The organism is Pedobacter nototheniae, from assembly GCF_004335085.1.
In the GTDB taxonomy this organism is placed as follows: Bacteria; Bacteroidota; Bacteroidia; order Sphingobacteriales; family Sphingobacteriaceae; genus Pedobacter; species Pedobacter nototheniae.
Genome location: NZ_RQRS01000093.1, coordinates 1 through 324 on the forward strand (window position 1 = coordinate 1; position 324 = coordinate 324).

The 324-nt window shown below is 34.6% G+C and carries 1 protein-coding gene; it reads right to left on the reverse strand.

What is annotated here, in order from left to right; genetic code table 11:
* Window positions 1–324, reverse strand: a 324-nt coding sequence (locus EHC72_RS22895) for a hypothetical protein (protein WP_211660359.1), incomplete at both ends; no start/stop codon positions are given.

Here is a 324-nt window from a genome sequence, read left to right on the forward strand (position 1 = left end):
TTAATCCATTTACCAATACTATACCATCGGTACTAATGTCTTTCTTATCTATTAATGTGTTTGATGTTGTTTTAGGATCTACATAAGTAATCGTGCCACTTGCTCCAACGATTGGAATCATGCCTGTAACTGCTCCTGCATCAACTTTGATCTTATCTGAGGTAATCGTATTATCTGCAATCTGATTTGCAGTAATCGATTTCGGTGCAATGCTTAATTTCGCATTAGCTAAAACTGAACTGCTTAATCCACTTAATCCATTCACCAATACTATACCATCGGTACTAATGTCTTTCTTATCTATTAATGTGTTTGATGTTGTTT